The sequence below is a fragment of the Stenotrophomonas sp. YJH_SMC_106-19 genome (genome assembly GCF_059368375.1).
Genome location: NZ_JCAFRQ010000007.1, coordinates 1 through 21,343, shown reverse-complemented (window position 1 = coordinate 21,343; position 21,343 = coordinate 1). Strand labels below are relative to the sequence as shown.

Sequence of the window (21,343 nt, the reverse complement as noted above, 5' to 3'; positions counted from 1 at the left end):
GGTGGCGGGATGCGCAGGCCCTGGCCAGCGCGGCGCGTTCAGCCCCCGGTGCTGTCGAGGCGGACCTTGTGCTCCACCCGACCGCCGTAATCGTTGATGGTGATGAAGCGCACCTCGGTGGTGCCCGCCGGTGCGGCGAACTCCAGGTTCTGCTTCGGTGCGACCATCGTTCCCTTGTCCTCGACCGCCTTTTCGCTGCTGCCGGTCACGGCATGCACTTCGGCCAGGGTCACGTGGAAGGGGCTCGGGTTCTCCACCCGCAGGCGGTCACCGCTGCGGGTCCAGCGCAGGGCTGCCGGTGCGTCGTTGGCGACGCCCTTCAGGCCCTGCGGCCGATAGAAAAGCTTCAGGCGCGAACGGAACGCGACCTGCAGGTAGTTCTGCTCACCGTTCTCGGCGTTGTCCGGCGACGGCGGCACGTCCAGCACGTTCAGCCAGAACACCGACTCGCGATCGGTCGGCAGCTGCGCGCCGGAGAAGATCAGGCGCAGCGCCTGGCTGCGGCCCGGCTCGACGCGGCTGATCGGCGGCGTCAGCACGAACGGGGCATCACTGGTGTCGGCCGTCTGGTTGGCGTCGCCACTGTCGATCCAGGCCTGCACCAGCGCGGGCGAGTCGCCCACGTTGTCGACCTGCACGGTGACTTCGCGCGACTGCGCCGGATAGATCACACGCGTGCCATTGACCACCACGCCTGCCATGGCTTCTTGGCAGAAGAGCAGCGTCGACGCTGCCAGCAGCAGCGCCCGGGGAAAGAGAGCTTTCATCGGAAGTACTACGCTCGAGGTGTGTGGCCAGGGGCCGCGGAGCGCTGGCCGGCGCGTACGCCGGCCAGTGCGGGTACGGCGATGATCAGTTGTAGATGATCGTGTACTTGACGCTGCTGGTGACGTCGCCCGGGGTGGCGGCGGCAGTGGCGTAGTACTCGGCGTAGTAGTTCAGGTTGGCGGTGCCGTCGGTGGCAACGGTCACCCACTGCGAGTTGTCCTGGGCCAGACCGGTGCCTGCGGCCTTCACCGGCAGGAACTGGTTGTTCGAGCCCAGCAGCTGCAGCTGCACGTTGCCGGCAGCGTTGGCCGAAGCCTGGTTGATCAGGCGGCCGCTGTTGAAGTCAACGGTCGAACCCGGCTCGAAGTAGGTGGCGACGTTGCCGGCGCTGCACTTGGTCAGGTTGATGGCGAACGGGGTGCGGCCCGCGACGGCACCGGCGGTGGCCAGGGTGTTCTTGGACACGGTCGGCAGGGTAACGGCGAAGTCCTTGCCGCCCGGGGTCGAGATGGTGCAGGTCTTGTCGGTCACCTTGCCATTGAAGGTGATGGTGCCGTCGGCAGCGTTGGCGGCCAGCGGAGCAGCGGCCAGCATGAGAGCCGCGATGATGTTGATCTTGTGCATTGCTTTTACCTAACCCTACTGAAGAGATGGAAGTAGAGGAGGAAGCAAGGAGCACTGCCGGGCTTCAAGACCCATCCTTGCGTCTCACCTGTGGCCGGATTCGGACATACCTACCCCTGAATCCGTGACGCAAGTATATGCAGAAATGTGATGAAAGTCCCATTATTTTTCTGAACGATGGTTTATTGACGCCCCAAATGTGACGTGATAGGCGCTTTTGGCTTGGCGGCCGTTGGGGAATTGGCGCGGGCCGGCAAAGGTGGGGGGACGACAGCAGATGACGTCTTCGACCCCGGTGGCGGGCGCGCCTGAAAGAGGCTGTTTTCAGGCGGCCAGCGCCTTATTTGATGCGCATCACTCTTTGTTGGTGATGGCCCTAGCAGATTCGGATTTTGCCTATTAAAGGCCGTCCGGAGCTGTCGCTAACTAGGACACACCGAACCAGAGAACGTGTCATGAGGACTTCCCTTCTGCTGTGCGTGGCCCTGATGTCCGTCAGTGCGCTGGCCCAGGCCAGCAGTGGCAGCATCCGGTTCAGCGGCCGCATCGCCGAGCCGGGTTGCACGACGGCCCTGTCCCAGGGCGAGCTGAGCCTGGCGGCCTGCCCGCCGTCGGCCAAGGGCTCGACGGTGGCGGTGACCGCGGTGGGCGACAGCCAGGCCGCGACGCTGCGCGATGGCAAGCGCCATGGCCAGCAGCTGGCCGTGTCGGCCAGCGCCATGCGCGTCGGCGACATCGCCTTCTCCGAGCGCTACCGCGTGGAAGCGCCGCAGCAGCAACCGCTGCGGGGCGCCTACCTGGTGGTGGTCGACTACCTTTAAGCCGGGTCCGGCAGTTCAAAGACCTGACGCAGGTAGGCCAGGTAGCCGGGGTCGTCGCACATGCTCTTGCCCGGCGAATCGCTGAGCTTGGCCACCGGCTGGCCGTTGCAGCGGACCATCTTGATGACGATGTTCAATGGCGTCGGGCCCAGATCGCTGGTCAGGTGGGTGCCGACGCCGAAGGCCACCTGGCAGCGACCGCGGAAATAGTCGTACAGGCGCATCACCTTGGCGATGTCGAGCCCATCGCTGAACACCAGCACCTTGCTGCGCGGATCGACCCGGCGCTGCTGGAAATGCGCCAGCATGCGGTCGCCCCAGTCGAACGGATCGCCCGAGTCATGGCGCACGCCGTCGAACAGCTTGCAGAAATACATGTCGAAGTCGCGCAGGAAGGCGTCCAGGCCGACCACGTCGGACAGCGCGATGCCCAGGTCACCGCGGTACTCGCGTGCCCATGACTCCAATGCCGCCACCTGCGAATCACGCAGCCGCGGCCCCAGCGCCTGGAATGCCTGCAGGTACTCGTGCGCCATCGTGCCGTGCGGGGTCATGCCGTACAGCCGGGCGAAATGCACGTTGCTGGTGCCGACCAGCTGCGGGCCGAGCGCATCGCGCAGCAGCGGCAGCAGGCGCGCATGCCAGTCGCGCGAGTAGCGACGGCGGCTGCCATAGTCGGCGATGCGGCATTGCTCGAAGCCGGGGGTGTCGCGCAGCAGCGCGGCCTTGGCCTGCAGGCGGCGCTCGCCCTCGGCGAAGTCGGGCGTGGTGGTGTTGCGGAACCAGACTTCGTTGATGATGGCCAGCAGCGGCACTTCAAACAGGATCGTATGCAGCCAGGGCCCGGTGATGTCCAGTTCGATCTCGCCGGGCACCCGGGTCGAGGCACGCAGCTGGATGTACTTGCGGTCCAGGTGGAACAGGCCGAGGAAATCGGCGAAATCGGGCTTCACGAAGCGCAGGCCACGCATGTAATCCAGCTCGGCGTCGCTGAAGCGCAGGCTGCACAGGTGGTCGATCTCTTCATCGATCTGGTCGATGAAGCGGGCCAGGTCGATGCCGGGCGTGCGGCATTTGAACCGGTACTGCACCTGGGCGCCGGGGTGCTGGTGCAGCACCGCCTGCATCATGGTGAACTTGTACAGATCGGTGTCGAGCAGGGACTGGATGATAGGCATGAGGCGGATTATGCGCCCGGCGGGGTGAACCGGGGGGCCCGCCCATGCGCGCCGCCGCCGGACACGCTCGACACTACAGGGATCTGCGCAGCAGTCTCGGCACCAGCAGCAGCGCGTGCGCCCAGATCGCCCCCCAGACCGCCACCTGCACCAGCAACGAGCGCTGTGGCGCCTCGAACCTGCGGAAGTAACGCCACAATCCGCGGTGCTTGTGCCACTCGACGAAGAAGGGCCGCGAACGGCTGGACACGCCGCGGACATGGGTGACCTGCAGGTCGTTGGCGATCGCCACCACCGCGCCCGCCTCACGCGCGCGCCGGCACAGGTCCAGGTCCTCGGCGTGCAACCGGTAACCGGCGTCCCAGCCACCGAGACGATCAAACAGCGTCCGCGGCATCAGCAGCAGCGCGCCGGACAGCGCCGGCACCGGCTGCAGCGTCTGTGCCGGATCGCGCGGAATCGCCAGTTTCGAGCCGCTGCCCGGCGAGCGCAGCATGGCCAGGAAATCCGGATCACGGCGGCGCACCGCCTCATCGGCATGGCCGTGCTCATCCACCTGCTCGACCCCGAGCAGACAGTCACCGAGCACGTGCGCGCGGTCGCGCAGCCTGGCCAGGGTTTCCGGCTCGACCATCAGGTCCGGGTTGATGAACGCCAGCCACGGGCTGTGCGAATCGGCCGCGCCCTGGTTGTTGGCGGCGGCGAAGCCCGGATTGTCCGGGTTGCCGATGAAGCGCACGCGCGGGTCGTGGCTGGCGTGCCGCTGCACGATATCCAGCGTGCCATCCACCGAACCGTTGTCGATCACCCGGATTTCCGCCACATCCTGCGACTGGCGCAGCCGCGACAGGCAGGCATCGATGGTGCTGCCGCTCTGGTAGGTAACGACGATGGCGGCAATGGCGGCATTCAAGCGGTTGGCTCCGACGCGGAAGGGACGAACAGATCGCCCTGCTCGCGCGGCATTATCGCCTGCTGCATCCGCTGCTGCAGGTCCGCGCGCAGTTCGCGCAGCGGATCGTGCATCAGGAAGTCGGCCAGGCGTGGCACCCAGCCAGGCCACCGCGCGGCCAACGCCTCCAGATCGCCATCGCGGCTGACCGCTTCGCCGGTGCGGCTGACGAACGCGTTCTCGCACAGCACGTTGCGCCAGCCCAGCCCCGCCATGCGCAGGCTCAGATCGACCAGCGCAGCGTTCCAGCCGGCGTAGCTTTCCACGTCCAGTCCGCCGGCACGGCGACGTGCATTGCCGCGCACCAGTACCGCATGCGTGACCGCCGATGGCAGCTCCGGGTGCAGGGTCGGCAGTGCGGCGCAGGTCTGCGCCAGCAGCGCAGTATCGGTGGGCTCGGCATTGATCTCGCCCAGCCGGGGCCAGGCCGCGGTCTCGCCTGCATTGCACCAGGGCGTGGCGGTGGCAATGGCCGCATCGCGGGCGAAGGCGTCCTGCAGCTGCTGCAGCCATCCCGGCGCCGGTACGCTGTCCGGTGCCAGCACGGCCACATCGAGCCCCTCGCAGGCACGCAGCATTTCATCCAGATGGGCCACCTCGCCCAGCGGCCGGGCGCGGCGGGTGTACTCGGCCTGCAGTGGCGTGTTCGCCAGCCAGTGCTCGACGACCGCCTGAGCGCGTGGTCCGGTCTGGGCATCGTCGGCCAACCAGACCGCGGTACCCGGTGCCGTACCGGCATCAAGTGCGGCCAGACACCGGTCCAGCGCCGCATCGTCCACGCACAGCGGCAACAACACGATCGCCCCCATCCCGCCTCCGTGGTTGTCGGTGGCCACAGCGTAGCACCGGGAGGGTGTTGGCCGGGTTGCACCCGGCACGTGCAAAAGCCGGAGCCGAAGCGGGGTTCATGGAAACGGCGGGCGTCGCCCCGCCGTAACCCCCTACTTCTTTGCGCGCGGCTGGTTCAGCGGCTCCATCGCCCGGAAACGCTCGCTGTACTCGTCGGTCAACGTGCGCGCTTCCTGCGCATTGCGAACGATGCTGGGCGTCAGCAGCACGATCACCTCCGAACGACGGCTGGTGCGGCTCTTCTGCCCGAACAGTGCGCCGATCACCGGAATCCGGCTCAGGCCGGGAATGCCGCTGCTGCCGTCGGTGGCCGAGTCGGTGATGAGACCGGCCAGCATGATGGTGTCGCCGCTCTGTACGGCGGCCTCGGTAGCCAGCTTCTTGGTGGAAATGCGCGGGTTGCAGTTGCGCTCCTGCGGATTGCAGTTCTCCGGCACATCCGACGCGCTACTGACTTCCTGCACGATGTCCAGGAACACCGTGCCGTCGCGGGTCACGCGCGGGCGCACCTTCAGGATCACGCCGGTATCGATGTACTGCACCGAGCTGTAGCTGCTGGTGCCGACGCCGGTGTTCACCGTGGTGGTGCTGATCGGCACCTTGTCACCCACGTTGAGCGTGGCCTCGGCGTTGTTGCGCACGAACACCGACGGGGTCTGCAGCAGTCGCACATCGGTGACCTTGTCCAGCGCGCTCACCACCGCTGCACCATTGTGGCCGGTGAACGCCCAACCCAGGCCTTCGCCGCCGGTCGCAGCACCGGCGAAGCTGCTCCAGGAGCCACCCGCCGCGGCCGGCAAGGTCACACCGCTCAAGGCTCCGGTCAGTGCACGCCCGGCCACGGCGTTGTCGAAGAACCAGTTCACGCCGTACTTCAGGTCACCATCCAGAGCGACCTCGGCCACCTGGGCTTCGATGTGTACCTGCAGTGGCATCACGTCCAGCTTCTCGATCACTTCGCGGATCGAGCGCCAGGCCTGCGGCGTCGCGCGCACCAGCAGCGTATTGGTTTCCTCCACTGCCGACACGCCGACCCGGTCGCCTTCCACTTCCAGGCTGACGCTGACGTTGCCGGACTGGCGCTGCGGCAGGTTCAAGCTGCCATTGCCGCCACTGGAACTGCTGCCCAGGGTCGAGCCGAAGCTGCTGCTGTTGTTGTTGTTGTCCATGCCACGGTCGCTGTCGCTGTCCAGCTGCGACGGAATGGCACCCGGGGCCAGCGATGCAGGGCTTGAGCCGCCCCGCTTGCCGCTGCTGGCGAACGCCTCGCTGAGCCGCTCGGCAAGATCGCGCGCCTTGATGTAGCGCAGCTCATGGGAGAACAGGCGAGCACTGCCACCGGCCGTATCGATGCGGTCCAGCCATTGCTGGATCTGGTCCAGGTAGCGCACCTGCGGGGTGATCACCAGGACCGCGTTGGCGTTTTCCAGCGGCAGGAAGCGGAACATGCCGGCGCTGGGCGTCTTGCTTTCCTCGCCGAACACCTTCTCCAGGTCGCTGGCAACCTGCTCGGCCTTGCCGGACGTGATCGGGAACACGCCCACCGACATGCCCGACAGCCAGTCCACATCGAAGATCTCGACCGTGCGCAGGTAGTTCTCCAGCTCGGCACGGGTGCCGCCGAGGGTGATCACGTTGCGGCCGCTGTCGACGTTGACGATGGCGTTGGGCCGCGCGTACGGCTCCAGCACCTTCTTCATCTCGGTGGCGGAGATGAACTGCAGCGGCACCACCCGGACCTCGAAGCCGCGCGCGCTGGAGGCCGGTGCGGTGCTCGGCGCGACAGTGCCGGCCAGCGCCTGGTCGGCGGCAACGATGTTGTAGCGCCCGCCGCTGTACACCATGCGCGCGTTGTTCCAGCCCAGCACCATCTCCAGCAGGTTCAGCGCCTGTGCCGGCGAGACCGGCTTGGGCGTGGCCAACGTGACCGTGCCCTGCACCCCCGGCGCGATCACATAGTTCTGGCCCAGCATGTCACCGAGGATCGCCTTGACCACGGCATGCAGCGATTCGCCCTCGAAGTTGAACGTGGCGCTGCCGGTGCCGGCCGCATGCAATGCCGGCGACGGTGCGCGCGCGGCCTCGCGGTTGATCATCGTGCCGGTGCCACGGCGGATGACCGCCTGCGGTGCCCCCTGGCTGTCGGCCGCCGCATCGGCCTGGACGTCCGCTGCGTCCTGGCCGGCGCTGGCCGCAGGTTGCAGGGCGCCCTTGCGCTGCACATGGGGGCTGGAGACGGTACCGCAGCCCACCAGCAGCGCGAGCACGAAGGACCAAGGAAGAAAACGCAGGCTCATGCTCTCACTCTACCGGTTGGCGCCATTGCCCGAAGGCGGCGGCGACTGTTGTTGCTGTTGTTGTTGCAGCTGGCGGCGGCGGGCCTGGATGCGCTCGCGGATGGCCTGCATCTGCGCTTCGCTGGGCCCGTTGCTGTTGGCCGGCGGCGGGGGTGCGGCAGCAGACGCCGGCGCGGGTGTGGCGTCGGCTGCACGTTGCGGTGCGGTCGCCGCCTGTGCCGGCGCGGCCTGCGCCGGCAGCGGCACTACCGGCGGTGGCACCGGCACGCCCGGTGCGGGTGCACCGGTACTGCCGCGCAGAACCGTCGGTGGCTCCCCGCCCTGCCCGTTGAATACGGCAAGTTCCAGCACCTGGCTGCCGCCCGGGCCGATCACCGTCGCCTGGCGGGGCTGCAGCGCGACCAGCTGCCAACCGTCGACCGCGTCACCGTTGAGGCGCAGGCGCAGCGAGCGGTTCTGCTCCGTACTGAACGTGGCCAGGCCGAAGTCGTCCGTGAGCAGCACACCGGTCAGGCGCAATGCGGCACTGGCGCTGGGTTCACTGCCGCCCAGCAGGTAAGGGCGCGGCCTGCGGTCTTCGGCGAACAGCGGACGCGCGGCGATGGCGCTGTAGCTGTCCGCACTGGCCATCCGTTCCGGAGCGAACGCCGGCAGCACCGGCAGTGCTGCTGCGGGGTCGGCGTCGGCCCCGCCGGCCGGCAGGCGACTGCCCAGTCCGAAACCGGTGGCCAGCCATACCGCCGCGGACCAGCCGGCCAGAGCCAGCAGGAAAGCGGTGCGCAGGCTGAGGGGCTCACGTTTCATCGGCGACCTCCTCTCCCTCGGCGGCCGCCGGTGGCGGCGGCTCGACCGGGGCCGGGGCGGCCGCGGCAGGCTCCGCTGCGGGAGGTACTGCCGCAGCGCCACTGGCGGCACCGGGCAACAGGTAGCCGGCCAGTTCGAAGGAGACGTCCAGGCCCAGCCCGGATTCGTTCGGCGACTGCTGGAAGCGCTGCGCGATGAGATTGAGGTTGTCCACGAACAACCGCGGGCTGCCGGTTTCCAGGCTGTGCAGCACGGTCGCCAGTTCCGCCACGCCGCAGCGCAGGCGTACCTGCATGGCGACACGGACGAACTCGGCATCACGGCGATTGTCGGTCAGCGGCGTGCGGTTGCTGATGGTGCAGCTGCGGTTGCCGGGGCTTGCAGTGGCCACCGCATCCTGCAGGCGCGCGCCGAGCGCGGCGGCCGCGGCTTCGGCAGTGGCCTCCTGCAGGAAGCCGGGTTGCCGTTGCAAGGCTTCACGGGTGGCGCGCAGCCGCTGTTCGATCTGGGGCTGCTGCTGCAGCTGCGCCTGCACGCGCTGCTGGCGCTCGCGCAGGGCCGCGACATCGGCATCGATCTCGCGCAGCGGCTGGGTGAACCAAGGGTGCACCAGCAACAGGTAAGCCAGGCCCAGCACCGCCAGCAGCAGCGCCAGCGCCAGCCAGCGGTCACGGCGTGCGCTTGGCATCGGCCGCCTCCGGAGTCGCTGCTGTCGGCGTTGCCGGTGCCGCCGCGGGCAACGGCTGAAGTTCGGCAGTCATGGTGAAGCGGTCCCGGCCGCTGCCGGCGCCGTCCGCCTGCAGCACACCGGTCAGGTTGACCTTGCGCCATTGCGGAGCATCCTGCAGCAGCTGCACCAGCTGCGAGGCTTCGCGGCTGAGCCCGATCAGCTGCAGGCCGTTGTTCTCGATGGCCAGCTTCTCCAGATAGGTGCCTTCGGGCAGACGGCGGGTCAGCTCGTTCCAGATTTCCACCGTGCCGGCATGCTGGCGGCGCTGCGACTCCAGGAAGGCCGCGCCGTCGATCAGTGCCTGCAGCTGGGCGCGTTCACTGGCGACACCCCGGGCGCTGCGCGCGCTGCGTTCGACGTCCGCACGTAGTGTGTCGGCGGCGGCGCGGCGGTTGTCCAGCAGCTGCAGTCCAGCCAGTACCAGCATCACCAGCGCGGCCAGGGCCAGCAGCAGGTTCCAGCGCCGCATCGGATCGGGCCGCGACTGGCGCTGGGCGCTCGGCAACAGGTTGACCTGCAGCGTGCCAGCCTGCGCATCGATCGCGTCGACGCCGGCCAGGGCGTCGCCCCACTCGCCCACGCTGGCACGCCAGGCCTCCATCTGGCGCAGCGGCCAGGCCACCAGTTCGACCTGCAGCTGGCCTTCCCCTGCCGCGCCCAGTTCACGCACGTCATAGCTGACCTGGCTGGCCTCGAACGGGGTCTGCCGGTCGATCTCATAACCGACCACCGCGTGCAGCCGGTCGCCGGCCGCCGCCGGCAGCCGCAGGGTGCGACGCAGGACCCGTTCCACCGGCAGCAGCCAGAATCGCGGCAGGCTGCGCAGGCGCGGCTCCAGCACGCGATCCAGTGCGGCCGGAGACGAGGGCCACGGCAGGGTGACCACCGCCTCGCGGCGCTCGCCCGCTTCGCGCCAGACCTGCAGCTGGTCACCCTCGCGCTGCAGCAGCAACCGTGCCTGGGCCCAGCCCAGCGCCCATTGCCAGCGCGCCGGCACCCACGCCAGCAACGAGTGCCGCCACCAGCGCAGGAAACGGCCGGCGCCAGGACCGATCTGGCCCTGCACCTGCCGCAGACTGTCCTGCCAAGCCGTCATCTTGCCGTCATTCCCTGCTCCCAGCGAAGCACTGTGTAGGACCGCCCGGGAATCCCCCCGGAGCCATTGCGAACCACTGCCTGCAACACCGACCTGCGTCCACTGCCGTCGATGACACGGGACTCGATACTATAGGTGCCGCTGCTGCTGGCAAGCGCTGAAGATCCATCCGCCGGATCGCCGTCACGCTCCGGCTGGTTCCGCTGCGCCAGCACGAGGTCGGCATCCAGGCCCAGCGCGGTCAGCACGGGAGCGCTGGCGAATCGCGGATCCGGTCGTGCCTGGCGGCTGTAGAGGGTCAGGTGCGGCAGCATCTTCCGGTACAGCGGCCCGTTCATGCCCAGCACCCGCTGCAGCTCGCCGAGCGTCTCGAAGCGCTTGTTGCGGGGCCCATACGGCAGCCCGGCCGCAGCGTAATCCTGTGCCTCGGCACCGCCGCCGGGCTGCAGCAGGCTGTCCTCGTCACGCCAGTCGACGATCGCGCCTGCCAGCTGGCGCGCGTTGTCCACCGGTTCGCCAAGTGCCTGCAGAAATGCGGTCAGCAGCGCCACGTCGGCCAGGTTCAGGTTGATCTTGCCGTTCTCGTCCAGCACCTGGATCTCGATGCGGGCACCGTCGAACTGCCAGCGATAGGTGCGACCATCGGCCTGCCACGGCGCGCGCAGCGGATCCGGTGACAGCCGCATCAGTGCGTACTCAAGTCCCGCACGGGCACGCTCCTGGCCACGTGCATCGTCGTCGAGCACGCGCTCCTGCAGATGCTCGACGCGGGCGCTGAGCGCGAACGCGCCGACCAGTGCGGTCATCAGCGCGATCAACCACAGCACCAGCACCAGTGCGGCCCCGCGCGACCGCATCAACGCCCCCCTCCACCGCCGCCCAGGCGGGGGGCCACCACCAGGGGCGGCCATGCGGCACCGCGGACCGGCACGATCCGCAGTTCCACCAGCAGAGGCAGGCGACGGGTGTCTTCCCAGCGCGGCAGCCACTCGGTCATCTGCCCGCTGCCGGCATCGATGCCGCGATAGCGCATCTCCACCGCTTGCAGGCCATCCACCAGCACCTCGGGCGGGCGTGGTGGCGTTTCGGCGATGCGCTCGCCCTCCTGCAGCAGGACCAGGTCCAGCAGCAGACGCTGCTGCCCGGCCTTGCCGTCCACCTGCAGCGCATGCAGATAGGGCCCGCCGCGTCCGAGGTAGCCTGGCAGATCGGCGACGAACAGCATCCGTTGCTCTTCGCCCTGGAAGAACACCGGCTCGCGGGTCGGGTCTGGCACTTCCAGCGGGCTGCGCATCGCCCCGGCCAGCTGTCGCCGCAGCAGGGCCTGCACCGCGCGCATCCGCTCGCTTTCGGCGGCGATCTGTTCACCCCGCTGGCTGACCGCCATCGCCGAGCGCACGCTGGCGAACGCCAGCGCCAGGCCACCGGCAAGCAGCACGGTCGCCAGCATCACCTCAACCAGAGTGAATCCCGCAGCGCTCCGCTTCATCGCGCGCGCTCCAGGTCCGGCGGCAGCAGGCGCAGGCTGCGCCAGCGCAGCTGTTCGCGCTCGCCATCGCCCCACCGCACCTGCAACTGCAGTTCGGCCAGCCACGGTGCACCCGGCGACTGCGTGGCCGCGGCGTTGCCGGCGCGTGGCTCGGTCCAGGGCTGCACCTGCAGCTCCCAGCGATAGCGCCCGTTTTCCCAGTCGCCCTGCTGCTGCCCCACCTGCAGCGGCGCATCCACGCCCGCCGCAGCCAGCAGCGATTGCGCATGCAGGACAGCGCGCGCGCGCAGTTCGGCCTCGCGCACCTGCCTGGCACCGCCGGACAGGCTGCCCAACAGCAGGGTCAGCGCCAGCCCGAGCAGAGCGAAGGCCACGATCACCTCCAGCAGCGTGAAACCGCGCGCCCGCCGCATCACTGCGCCTGCCATGGGCCGGAGCGGACTTCACCGGTCAACCAGCCGACATCGATGCGCCATTCAGCGGCATCACGCTGCAGGCGGATGCGGCCGCCACTGGAACCGCCATCGGGATGGAACTCGATCACGCCCTGCCCCGGTGCAGTGGCCAGCTGCGCCGCACCTTCGAAACGCACCGTCAGCTGTGCCGGCACTTCACCCTGGCGCTGGTTCGCCCCCTGCCAGCGATGCCGTGCCGGCTCGATCACGAACCGCTGCGGTTCGCCGCGCGCGATCGCCTGTGCACGCACCATGCGCAGCTGGTTGGCGATGTCCTTGCCGGCGCTGCGCAGCTGCATGCCGGCGAAGCCACGCGACAGTCCCGCCGCGGTGATCAGGCCGATGGCCGCGATCAGCGCGATCACCAGCAGCATCTCCAGCAGCGACAGCCCCGCCGGGCGCCTGCCGTGCAGGCGCGGTCGGGGCAACCGGCGCGGCAGGAAATACGTCATGCGGGATTACGGCTGGTAGCGGATGTCGGCATCGACGCTGCTGCCACCGGCCTTGCCGTCCTTGCCCAGGCTGATCAGCTCGTACGGCTGGCCTTCGCCGGGTGCGCGGTACTCCAGCGCGTGCCCCCACGGATCGTTGAGGTCGGCCGGCTTGGCGTACGGGCCGAGCCAACCGCCAACGCCGGCCGGTGCGGTCACCAGATCGGTGAGCGCGCCCGGCAGCTTGCCGGTATCGATCTGGTAGTTGTCGATCTTGGATGCCACGGTCTGCACCTGCGCCTTGGCGATGTTGGCCTTGCCCCGGTCGGCACCGCCCAGCACGCGGCTGGCCACCAGGGTCAGCACCGCGCCGATCAACACGATGACGATGATGATCTCCAGCAGGCTCATGCCCGACTGGTGCCGCGCGGCGGTGAAGGACAGGCGGATGGGTCGACGGTTAGCGATCATGATCGGTCCTTTCGGTTGCGTTGGGTCGAAGTGCGGAAGAGTCCATCGTCAACCGATGGCATTGGTCAGGTCGTACAGCGGGACCAGCACGGCGACGATGACCGCACCGACCACCGAAGCCAGCACCAGGGTGATCGCCGGGACCATCGCCGCCAGCAGGCGATCGATGCGCCGGGCGCTGTCCTGCTCGAAGGTATCCGCGGCCTTCAGCAGCATGGTATCCAGCGCGCCGGATTCCTCGCCGACCTGGATCATCTGCAGGGCAAGCCGCGGAAAGCGCTTGCCGCGCGACAGTGCCAGCGACAGGCCCGCACCGTTCTTGACCTCGTCGGCGGCGGTATCCACGTCGGCTGCCAGCGCGCGGTTGCCCAGTACGTTGCGGGCGATGCCCAGCGCACCCAGCAGCGGCACACCGTTACGCAGCAGCGTCCCCAGCGTGCGCGCCAGCCGTGCGGTTTCCAGCTCGCCGAGCAGGCGGCCGATGCTGCGCCGTTGCAGCAGCCAGCCGTCGAGGGCCAGGCGGAAGGCCGGCTGCCGCAGCTTGCGCTCGAACAGCAGGGCCAGCACGCCCGGTACCACCAGCAGCAGGATCCACCAGTCGCGCACGAACAGGCCCAGCTGCAGCACGGCATTGGTGAACCACGGCAGCGCCACGTCCAGGCTCTCGTACATCTGCGCGAACTGCGGCACGACGTAACCCAGCAGGAACAGCAGCGCGCCGCCCACCACCACCAGCAGGATGGCCGGGTAGACCAGCGCATTGATCACCTTGCCCTGCAGCGCACGCGCGCGTTCAAGGTAATCGGCCAGCCGCTGCAGGGTCTCATGCAGGCTGCCGCCGGCCTCGCCGGCACGCACCATGTTCACGTACAGGCGCGAGAACAGGCCATGCTGGCGCTCCAGCGCGGTCGACAGCGGCGCACCACCGCGCACCACGTCGCGGATGTCGGTGATCGCACGACGCGAGCGCTCGTCCTCGGGCAGGCCCAGCAGGATCGACAGCGCGCGATCCAGCGGTTGGCCGGCGCCGAGCAGGGTCGCCAGCTGCTGGGTGAACTGCAGCAGCGCCGGGCCCTGCAGCGGGCGCTGGTGGAACAGGTTGCGCCAGCTGCCCCCGCCGATGGACCCCGCATCGGCCAGCTGGGTTTCCATCGGCAGATGCCCCTGGTCCTGCAGGCGCGCGATCAGGTCGGCCTCGCTGGCCGCTTCCATCTGCCCGTCGAAGATCTCGCCATGCGGATTGAGGGCCTTGTAGCGGTAGTTAGGCATGTCAGCCCCGGGCTCCGGCGCGCATCAGCTCTCCTCCGTCACACGCAGGACTTCCTCGATGGTCGTCTGCCCGGCAAGGGCCTTGGCCAGGCCATCCTCGTACATGGTGCGCATGCCGCCTTCGCGCGCGATGCGCTCCAGCTCGCCCATGCCATCGCGGCGCATCACCGCGCGCCGCAGCGCGTCGTTCATCACCAGGAATTCCATGATGGTGGTGCGGCCCAGGTAGCCGGTCGGTGCCAGTGCCGAGGGACGCGGCCGGTACAGGTGAATCGTCCCCTCCGGCTGCAGGCGGCGCAGCTCGAAACGATCGATCTCTTCCGGTGACGCCGGGTAGCGCTCGGCGTGGGTCGGTTCCAGACGGCGCACCAGACGCTGCGCGAGGATGCCGTTGATGGTGGAGGTCAGGAGATAGTCCTCCACACCCATGTCGAGCAGCCGGGTGATGCCACCGGCGGCATTGTTGGTGTGCAGGGTGGACAGCACCAGATGGCCGGTCAGCGCCGACTGGATCGCGATGCGCGCGGTCTCCAGATCGCGCATTTCGCCGATCATGATGATGTCCGGATCCTGGCGCACGATGCTGCGCAGCGCATTGGCGAAGTCCAGGCCGATCTGCGGCTTGGCCTGGATCTGGTTGATGCCTTCGATCTGGTACTCGACCGGGTCTTCGACCGTGATGATCTTGACGTCGGCGGTATTGAGCTGGCTCAACGCGGTGTACAGCGTCGTGGTCTTGCCCGAACCGGTCGGGCCGGTCACCAGCAGGATGCCGTGCGGCTGCTCCAGGACCTTGCGGAACTGCGGCAGGAATGCATCGGTGAAGCCAAGCCGATGGAAATCGAACACCACGGTTTCGCGGTCAAGCAGGCGCATCACCACGCTCTCGCCGTGTGCGGTCGGTACCGTGCTGACGCGAAGGTCCAGCTCCTTGCCCTGCACGCGCAGCATGATGCGGCCGTCCTGCGGCAGGCGGCGCTCGGCGATGTTGAGCCGGGCCATGATCTTGATGCGGCTGATGACCGCGGCGGTCAGGTTGGCGGGCGGGCTCTCGCCCTCCACCAGCACGCCGTCGACGCGGTAACGGACCTTCAGCCGGCTTTCGAAGGGCTCGACATGGATGTCCGAGGCACGCAGTTCCACCGCGCGCTGGATCACCAGGTTGACCAGGCGGATCACCGGCGCTTCCGAGGCCAGGTCACGCAGATGCTCGATGTCGTCCACCGCGCCGCCTTCACCATCGGCGGTTTCCACGATCGCCCCCATGGCGCTGCGGCCCTGGCCGAACCAGCGCTCGACCAGATCGTCGATCTCCGCCCGCATGCCCAGCACCGGCGTGACCGGCACGCCCAGGGCCAGCTGCACGGCCTGCTGCGGGTAGACATCGTGGGCATCGGCCAACCACAGCCGTACGCCGTGTTCATCCAGCGCCAGCGGGCAGACGTGGAACTGCTTGAGGAAGCGCAGCGACAGCGGCAGGCCTTCGGCGAGGGACTGCGGCGGCGTCTCGGGCACCTGCTTGCCTTCCAGCAGTGGCAGGCCCAGCACATCCGCGCTGGCCTGCGCTTGGTCCCGCTCGGACACCAGTCCCAGGCGCACCAGCAGGCCGAGCAGGCTGCCGCCGGCCTCGGCATGCAGCGGCCGCGCCCGGGCCAGGTCTCCTTCCTTGAGCCGCCCACGCGCCAGCAGCGCATCCAGGATGCGGCTCTCGGCGTCGTCGGCAGTGGTTGCAGCGAGCGCGTTCACGTGACTCTCCTGTCGATCGGCCCGACTTTAGCAGTTAAGCCGTGGTTTCCGCCGCCATCGCGCCGCCTTTCGAAAAATGACAACGCCCGCCACCACGGGGTGACGGGCGTCGCCAGTTCATCTACGACAGTGTGATGGCATTACTGCGTGGCGAGGATGGTCACCCCGCTGTAGGCGGCTTCACCCACCACCTTGACGTAGTACGTGCCGGCCACCGGCTTGTTGACGCGCACGGTTTCGGCGTTGCCCGCACGCGTGGACTTGGCGTCGTTGTCGCTCGCGCTGGGCTCGCGGCCCTGGGCCAGGTACACCGACACGTTGCCACTACCACCGTAGGTGATCACGCTCAGCGATTTGCCCGCCACCGCTTCGAAGCTGTACAGGGCACTGCCGCCGGTCGCACCGGACAGGCCGCCGACAGCGACCTTGTTGGTCAGCGGCGTGGCTACCGGGCCACAGTCCTCGGTGCACGGCTCCTCCAGCGCCTTGGCCAGTGCGGCCTTGGCGTCGACGATGCCGGTACCGATCGGGGTCGCCGACGGGATGGCCACCGGGAACGGGCGTGCGGTTTCCTTGAGCAGGGTACGCATGGCTGCCGGAGCCAGCGGCTCCTTGCCATCGGCGATCAACGCGCTCTGCACCAGTGCCGCCACCGCCGCGACGTGCGGCGAGGCCATCGAGGTTCCGCCCTTGCCCATGTAGGTATAGCTGCCCGAGTCCGGCGTAGTGGCCGCGTCGGAACCGGCCTGCCAGACATAGCCACCCGGATTGCCGTCCACGCTGCCGCCACCACCAGGGCCGGAAAGATCGACGCGGGTGCCGTAGTTGGAGTAGTAGGTGATGCCGCCAGTGATACGGGTGGCTCCCACCGTCACCACGCCATCGCAGCTGGCAGGGCGGTAATTGGACGCGTTGTCCGTCTCGTTGCCGGCGGCCACCACGACCGTGGTGCCGCGCGAGATCGCGCCATTGATCGCATCCTGGTAGGTGCCGTCGCAGCTGCCGCTGCCGCCCAGGCTCATGTTGATGATCTCGGCCGGGTTGGCATTGGCCGGAATGCCGGCCACGGTGCCGCCGGAGGCCCAGGTAATGGCATCGGCGATATCGGAAAGGTAGCCACCGCACTTGCCGAGCACGCGGACCGGCAGCACCTTGGCCTTGTGCGCGACACCGGCCATGCCGACGCCGTTGTTGGTCTGCTCGGCCACGGTGCCGGCAACGTGCGTGCCGTGCCAGGAGCTGTCATCGGCCAGCGAGCCGGTGTAGCACTCGTTGTCGTTCTCGACCCAGTCGCCATAGTCCAGCGCACCCGGTACCCGGTCATTGGTGGGGCGGCGCGAGGTCTCGGCATCGCTGATGAAGTCGTAGCCTTCCAGCAGGTTGCCGACCAGATCCGGGTGCTGCGGCAGGATGCCGGTGTCGAGCACCGCCACCACCACGCCCTCGCCCTGCGAAACATCCCAGGCTGCCGGCGCGTTGATGCCGCCGGTCGCGTTGTGCAGGTGCCACTGGTACTGCTGGTAGTACTGGTCGTTCGGCACCAGCGCCGGCTGCACGTCGCCCGCACGCAGTTCGCTGCGGCGCAGCTTCACGTCGGCCTCGGCGTACTGCACCGCCGGATCGGCCTTCAGCTCCTTCAGCACGCGCTGCAGTTCAGCCGGGGCCAGACGGCCCTGCAGGCGGATTACATCGGCGCCGACGCCGAGCTTGCGCACGACCTGCGGGCCCAGGGTACTGGCGCGCGCAGTGCCGCCGGACAGGCTGGCGCGGGTCAGCGCCGACTGCACCGTGGACAGCTTGGCCGAACGATCCAGCGCAGCGGCCGTGCCGGCGCGGTACTTGACGATGATGCGGTCGGTGCCCGGCTGTGCGGTGCCCGCCTGGCGTGCCGGTTCCTGCGTCGGCAACCCGGCGGCATGGACGGCACCGACCGCGGTCATCGACAGCACGGCGGCGGCAAGCACGTTGATGCGAAGGTTCTGCTTCTTGATCACGTCGAAATTCCTCTTCTGGGTCATGGATCGAACCAACACTGCGGCCATCATTCCTTGACGACTCCCGGCCGGCCCAGCCGGGATTGCCGTGACCTCCCCCCAGGCCCTCGTTGCGGGTGTGGCGCCGGCGTGGGTGGCCGCCGGCGCGATGGAGTGGCTTACCAGCCGAAGCCGGCACCAACGCCGACCGAGCTGTCGTCGCTGCTGAAGGCTCCGCCGAAGGTGACCGTGGCGCGGTCGCTGATTGCACGCTGGTAACCCAGCGACAACGCCGACTCGCCGCCCTGGAAGCCGACACCGACGCCGACCCGGTTCTGGGTACGGATGCCGGCGGCGCTGGTGGCCATGTTGAGCATCGCCGCGCTCATCGCGCCCTGACGATCGATGCGACGGTCCATATGACGCAGGCGGCCATCGACTTCGCCCTTGAACACATCGAAGCTGTCGGTCACGGCCTTCACCTGGCCATCGGTGTAGCTGTTGGCCGTGGCAACACCACGGTCCAGCTGACCCTTGTTGACCGCGTCGGTGGCAGCGCTGCCGGCCGCGACATTGGTGACCTGGCGCTCGTTGCCTTCGCTGCCGACAGAGACGGTGTTGGCACGATCGGCAACCGAGCCCTGGCCCAGCGCCACGGCGTTGGCGGCCGTCGCACTGGCCCCCTGGCCGATGGCCGTGGACGACGCGCCGCTGGCAACGGCGCCCTCTCCCACGGTGACCGCGTTGAAACCCGCTGCCGGTGTGGCGACCGGGATGCCCGAGCCCGCTGCGGCGGCGGTCGGCGCGCCCTGCACCCGGGCAGTGCTGGCAGTGGCCACGGTGGGGACAGCATCGGCGCTGACCGTCTCCGCGGCCAGGCTGCCGGCGCCCCCCTCCAGCGGCGTGCTGGTCGAACGCAGGCTGGCGGTGCGGGAGCGGTTCGCCCCCCCGGTGCGCTGGTCGATCTCGCTGACCTTGCGGTCCAGTGCGCCGAGCGCATCGCCGACATTGCTGTAGCTGGCGCCCTGGATCACGTAGTTCGGCGCGACGAACACACCCTGCATGCCGACACTGGCGCCACCGCCGAGGAAGCTGGCGGCATCGCTGAGCGACTGGAACAGCTGGCCGCCATTGATCGCCTGGCGACTGCCTGCGGCGATGCTGCCGGCGCCGACATTGTCGATCGTGGTGCCCTCGATGCCGGCCAGGGTCAGCCGGTCGCGGCTGGCGTCGTCATAACCGACCGCATTGGCAGTGGACGTTTCCACGGTCGCGATACGCGAATCGAAATCGCCGACCCGGGTTTCCACCGCACCGACGCGCTGGTTGGTGACGTTGAGCTGAGAACCGGTGACCGCGTCGCTGCTGCCTGCGGCGATGCGACCGTCGGCGACGTTGACGATGCGGCGCGTCGCCGGACCATCGGTACCGTTGCCACCGCCAACGGACACCACATTGGCGTCCAGCGCACGCGCGCCGCTGCCCAGCGCCACCGAGTTCGCACCGGTCGCGCCGGCGTTGGCGCCGACGGCCAGCGCCGCATTGCCGATGGCGCTGGCACTGCTGCCCAGCGCATTGCTGCGGTTGCCGCTGGCACTGGCACCGGAACCGACGGCGACCGCGTTGCTGCCCGTGGCGCTGGCGGTCCCGGTACCGGTCGCACGGAAGTGGCGGCCGGTGGCATCGGCGGTGGCCGCCACCACATCCAGCTGGCCCTTGTTCACCGCATCGGTCGCCTGGGTACCGGCCGCGACATTGGTGACCTGGCGGTTGATCGCGCTGTGGGTAACACCCGCCGCATCAACCCAGTCCTGCGCCGCACCGACCGATACCGCGTTGGCACGATCCGCCAGCGATCCGGCACCCAGCGCGACGCTGTTGTCGGCGGCCTTGGTCGTCCAGGTGTTGCTGCCCAGCACCGTGGCATTGGTTGCCTGCGCGTAACTGTTGTAGCCGACCACGGTGGCCCCGTCCTCGGTCGCCCACGCCTCGCTGCCGATGGCGGTAGTGTGCTGACCGCTGCCGACGCTGTTGGCATCCTGCCCGGCCAGTGCGTTGAAGCCCACCGCCACGCCATTGAGGCCGGTGGCCGCGTTGTTGCCGAGCGCGGTACCGTACTCGCCGGCGCGTGCCTGTACGCCGAAACCCGCACCGGCGATCTGCGCGGTGGTGCCCTGGCCGACCGCCGTGGCGACGTCGGCCGCCTGCGCGCCACTGCCCAGGGCCGTGCCGAAGAAGCTGGACGTGGCACCCGCACCGTAGGCTGTGGACTGCCAGCCATTGGCATAGGCGAAGTTGCCGACCGCAGTCGCTTCGCGACCGTCGGCCGTGGCCCCGTAGCCGACGGCGGTAGCGGCCAGGCCAGTGGCCTGGGCGATGCCACCTACCGCAACGGCACCGATGCCCTCCGCTTCCGACTGCGCGCCCAGGGCGACGCTGGCCGGCCCGGCGCTGCTGCTCTGCGCACCGAGGGCGATCGCGCCGCCAGCGGTACTGCTGGCGCTGTGGCCGATGGCCACGCCATCCTCACCCGTCGCCACCGCGTTGAAGCCCACGGCAGCGGCATTGGCGGCGACCGCCGTCGCGCCACTGCCCAGTGCGGTGGCACCGTTGCCGATCGCGTTGGCCGCTTCGCCGGCGGCCAGCGCGTTGTCACCTTCCACATAGGCGCCGGCATCGCTGTCGGCACTGCCACTGGCCTGGAAGTAGCGGCTGGTGTTCTCGGCCACCGACGCCACGGCGTCCAGCTGGTTCTTGTTGACCGCATCGGTGCCTTCGGTACCCGCGGCGACATGGGTGACCTGGCGTTCGCTGTCCGTGCTGCCAACCGCCACCGTGTTGTCGCGGTCTGCCTTCGATGCAGCACCGAGGGCGACGCTGTTGCTGCCGTTGGCGGTGGCATTGGCGCCCAGTGCGGTGGAATCAGCTGCGTCGGCCCACGAGTTCCAGCCGATGGCGGTCGCGTAGTCGTCGGTGGCCCATGCGCCCGCACCGAACGCCGCAGCGCCGTAGCCGCTGGCGCGGGCCGGGATCAGACCAAAGAAGGTGCTGCCACCGATGGCGACGCTCTCCTCGCCACTGGCTTCGCTGGACTGGCCCACCGCCACGGCTCCGGTACCGGCCGCGGCCGCACCGAAGCCGACGGCCGTGGTGTTGGCGCCGGTCGCGGCGGTGCCATAGCCGAGCGCGGTGCCGAGGCGACCCGTTGCCTCGCTGTAGCCACCGACCGCCGTGGTGCCATCGGCCGATGCCGCGCTGCGGAAGCCGCTGGCCAGCGACTGCGCACCGCTGGCCAGCGCCTCCGAGCCGTTGGCGGTGCTGTACACCGCCGTGGCCTGTGCCCCCGCGCCGGTCGCCGTGCTGCCGATCTCGCTGGCAACCGCACCGCTG

The 21,343-nt window shown here is 69.0% G+C and carries 19 protein-coding genes; 1 reads left to right on the top strand and 18 read right to left on the bottom strand.

Annotated features, from left to right (window positions below; translation table 11 throughout):
* Positions 1–38: 38 nt before the first annotated feature.
* Together AC5P5M_RS16770 and AC5P5M_RS16765 are read right to left on the bottom strand one after the other, a co-directional pair.
* Positions 39–767, bottom strand: a complete 729-nt coding sequence (locus tag AC5P5M_RS16770; RefSeq protein WP_053518872.1) for a fimbrial biogenesis chaperone — start codon at positions 765–767, stop codon at positions 39–41.
* 85 nt (positions 768–852) lie between these two features.
* Positions 853–1,392, bottom strand: coding sequence for a fimbrial protein (locus AC5P5M_RS16765; protein ID WP_053518870.1), 540 nt, complete (start codon positions 1,390–1,392; stop codon positions 853–855).
* Positions 1,393–1,847: 455 nt separating this feature from the next.
* Between AC5P5M_RS16765 and AC5P5M_RS16760 the strand changes: the two genes are divergently transcribed.
* Positions 1,848–2,213: a hypothetical protein gene (locus AC5P5M_RS16760; protein ID WP_053518868.1), complete on the top strand. Its 366-nt coding sequence runs from the start codon at positions 1,848–1,850 to the stop codon at positions 2,211–2,213.
* On the opposite strand, the gene pncB is transcribed toward AC5P5M_RS16760, so the two are convergent.
* The 16 genes from pncB to AC5P5M_RS16680 form a co-directional block, all read right to left on the bottom strand.
* Positions 2,210–3,391, bottom strand: coding sequence for a nicotinate phosphoribosyltransferase (gene pncB, locus AC5P5M_RS16755; RefSeq protein WP_495206171.1), 1,182 nt, complete (start codon positions 3,389–3,391; stop codon positions 2,210–2,212). The two genes, AC5P5M_RS16760 and pncB, sit on opposite strands and share 4 nt — an antisense overlap.
* 73 nt (positions 3,392–3,464) lie before the next feature.
* A complete protein-coding gene (locus tag AC5P5M_RS16750) occupies positions 3,465–4,304 on the bottom strand; it encodes a glycosyltransferase family 2 protein (protein WP_111186328.1) in 840 nt (279 codons plus the stop codon).
* The gene (locus tag AC5P5M_RS16745; protein WP_495206170.1) at positions 4,301–5,152 is read right to left on the bottom strand and encodes a glycosyltransferase family 2 protein; all 852 of its coding nucleotides are present in this window, start codon (positions 5,150–5,152) and stop codon (positions 4,301–4,303) included. The genes AC5P5M_RS16750 and AC5P5M_RS16745 overlap by 4 nt, the downstream gene beginning before the upstream one ends.
* Positions 5,153–5,284: 132 nt before the next feature.
* A complete protein-coding gene (gspD, locus tag AC5P5M_RS16740) occupies positions 5,285–7,489 on the bottom strand; it encodes a type II secretion system secretin GspD (protein WP_495206169.1) in 2,205 nt (734 codons plus the stop codon).
* Between the two features lie 9 nt (positions 7,490–7,498).
* A complete protein-coding gene (locus AC5P5M_RS16735) occupies positions 7,499–8,293 on the bottom strand; it encodes a type II secretion system protein, XpsN-like (protein WP_263177281.1) in 795 nt (264 codons plus the stop codon).
* Positions 8,283–8,981: a type II secretion system protein GspM gene (gene gspM / locus AC5P5M_RS16730; RefSeq protein ID WP_164151713.1), complete on the bottom strand. Its 699-nt coding sequence runs from the start codon at positions 8,979–8,981 to the stop codon at positions 8,283–8,285. The genes AC5P5M_RS16735 and gspM overlap by 11 nt, the downstream gene beginning before the upstream one ends.
* Positions 8,962–10,119 carry a PilN domain-containing protein gene (locus AC5P5M_RS16725; RefSeq protein WP_164151715.1) on the bottom strand — a complete coding sequence of 386 codons (1,158 nt, stop codon included), beginning with the start codon at positions 10,117–10,119 and terminating at the stop codon, positions 8,962–8,964. The genes gspM and AC5P5M_RS16725 overlap by 20 nt, the downstream gene beginning before the upstream one ends.
* Positions 10,116–10,979 (bottom strand): type II secretion system minor pseudopilin, encoded by an 864-nt coding sequence (locus AC5P5M_RS16720; RefSeq protein ID WP_164151717.1) that lies wholly within the window; start codon positions 10,977–10,979, stop codon positions 10,116–10,118. Before AC5P5M_RS16720 ends, AC5P5M_RS16725 begins: the two co-directional genes overlap by 4 nt.
* Entirely contained in the window at positions 10,976–11,608 is a 633-nt protein-coding gene (locus AC5P5M_RS16715; protein ID WP_128989080.1) for a type II secretion system protein J, read from the bottom strand. The genes AC5P5M_RS16720 and AC5P5M_RS16715 overlap by 4 nt, the downstream gene beginning before the upstream one ends.
* A complete protein-coding gene (gene xpsI / locus AC5P5M_RS16710; protein ID WP_495206205.1) occupies positions 11,605–12,021 on the bottom strand; it encodes a type II secretion system protein XpsI in 417 nt (138 codons plus the stop codon). The genes AC5P5M_RS16715 and xpsI overlap by 4 nt, the downstream gene beginning before the upstream one ends.
* Entirely contained in the window at positions 12,021–12,515 is a 495-nt protein-coding gene (xpsH, locus tag AC5P5M_RS16705; RefSeq protein WP_053520018.1) for a type II secretion system protein XpsH, read from the bottom strand. Before xpsH ends, xpsI begins: the two co-directional genes overlap by 1 nt.
* Positions 12,516–12,521: 6 nt before the next feature.
* A complete protein-coding gene (gene gspG, locus AC5P5M_RS16700; RefSeq protein ID WP_053520019.1) occupies positions 12,522–12,965 on the bottom strand; it encodes a type II secretion system major pseudopilin GspG in 444 nt (147 codons plus the stop codon).
* Between the two features lie 48 nt (positions 12,966–13,013).
* On the bottom strand, positions 13,014–14,234 hold the full coding sequence (gene xpsF, locus AC5P5M_RS16695) for a type II secretion system protein XpsF (RefSeq protein WP_065175845.1): 1,221 nt from the start codon (positions 14,232–14,234) through the stop codon (positions 13,014–13,016).
* 24 nt (positions 14,235–14,258) lie between these two features.
* On the bottom strand, positions 14,259–15,980 hold the full coding sequence (gspE, locus tag AC5P5M_RS16690) for a type II secretion system ATPase GspE (RefSeq protein WP_053520021.1): 1,722 nt from the start codon (positions 15,978–15,980) through the stop codon (positions 14,259–14,261).
* Between the two features lie 140 nt (positions 15,981–16,120).
* On the bottom strand, positions 16,121–17,974 hold the full coding sequence (locus AC5P5M_RS16685; protein WP_495206204.1) for a S8 family peptidase: 1,854 nt from the start codon (positions 17,972–17,974) through the stop codon (positions 16,121–16,123).
* Between the two features lie 158 nt (positions 17,975–18,132).
* The coding region (locus AC5P5M_RS16680) for a YadA-like family protein (RefSeq protein WP_495206168.1) at positions 18,133–21,343 on the bottom strand (3,211 nt) is incomplete at its 5' end.